Genomic DNA, 1,480 nt, shown 5'->3' with positions numbered 1-1,480 from the left:
AGCCTTCTTCTCGGCTCCGCTGCAGCTCTCGTTGCAGTATCCGGCGCTCAGGCTGCCGACGCCATCGTTGCACCAGAACCAGAAGCAGTAGAATATGTACGCGTTTGCGACGCTTACGGCGCTGGCTACTTTTACATTCCAGGCACAGAAACCTGCCTGCGCATCTCCGGTTATGTTCGCGCTGATTTTAAAGCCGGCAGAGATGCATATAACGGCTATGATGCTAAAACATGGCGCACAAACACTCGTTTCACACTGCGTACACACACAGCGACTGAAACAGAACTTGGAACTCTGAAAACTTTCACCGAAAACCGTTTCAACTTCGGTGACGGCGAACAGAAGTCCAACACACTGAAACACGCTACTATCTCTCTTGGTGGCCTGACAATCGGTAAAACAGACTCTGCATTCCATACCTTTACCGGTTACCTCGGCGACATCATCAACGATGATGTTGTAGATGCAGGTGCATATAACACCAACCTGATCAGCTACACCTTCACTGGCGGTAATGGATTCTCGGCAATCATCTCTGCTGAGCAGGGCGAAAAAGTTGCAGCTTTCACAGACGGCGTTCACCTTTATGACGGCGTAATCGACGACTACATGCCACACGTAGTTGGTGGTGTGAAATTCGAACAGGCTTGGGGTGGCATCGCAGCTGCTGCAGCTTACGACTCTGAGATCGAAGAGTGGGCTGGTAAAGTTCGCCTCGACCTGAACGTAACAGACCAGTTCTCCGTATGGGTACAGGGCGGCTACTCTTCATATAAAGCAAACGTTGGTCAGTTCGGCCGTTGGGGCGGTGACTGGGCTGTTTGGGGTGGCGCGAAATTCAAAGCTACCGACAAAGCTACATTCAACGTACAGGTTGCTCATGAAGATTGGGGTAAAACCGCTGTTGCTGCAAACGTAGCTTACCAGCTGGTTCCAGGTTTCACAATTACTCCAGAAGTGACATACACCAAATGGAGCCACAATGCTGGTTACGCAGCTGCAGGCCATTCTCTTAAGCCTGATGTTCGTGGCAAAGACGCTTTCGGTGGTATGATCCGCTTCCAGCGTTCGTTCTAATTATTTAGAATAACATTATGTGAAAACCCGGCATTTCGATGTCGGGTTTTTTCTTTGACATTTTTTTTGACAGGTTATAATTGTAATTAGTCTCGGACTTTTTGATAAGTTTGGATTAAAAGCATTTGATCTCCAGTCAGTGCTGAATTGATAAGGCAGCGAAGAGTGATCTTTGTTGCCTTATTTTTTAACGGTCGAGCGCTCACAATTAGTCAGGTTTTATCGTTAGAAATAGGTGTGATTACCTTCACAGTAAGACATCTCATTAAGCATGGAATATGGACCCCATTTGAGGGGTTAACGGCATCCAAACGGGACCCTGTTGATTGCCGCTAAGAACTGCCCCGGTTTTTCCACCGAGAATTGACCCGCCTTTTAATTAATGTTCGGGTTTTTATTCACG

1 protein-coding gene is annotated in these 1,480 nt (G+C 47.7%); it reads left to right on the top strand.

The features are described from left to right. The coding region (locus tag A918_RS0102200; protein ID WP_022709470.1) for a porin at positions 1-1,077 on the top strand (1,077 nt) is incomplete at its 5' end. Between the last annotated feature and the right edge of the window lie 403 nt (positions 1,078-1,480).

The sequence above is a fragment of the Pseudochrobactrum sp. AO18b genome (assembly GCF_000409565.1).
Classification (GTDB): domain Bacteria; phylum Pseudomonadota; class Alphaproteobacteria; order Rhizobiales; family Rhizobiaceae; genus Pseudochrobactrum; species Pseudochrobactrum saccharolyticum.
This window is presented reverse-complemented; position numbering and strand designations above follow the sequence as displayed.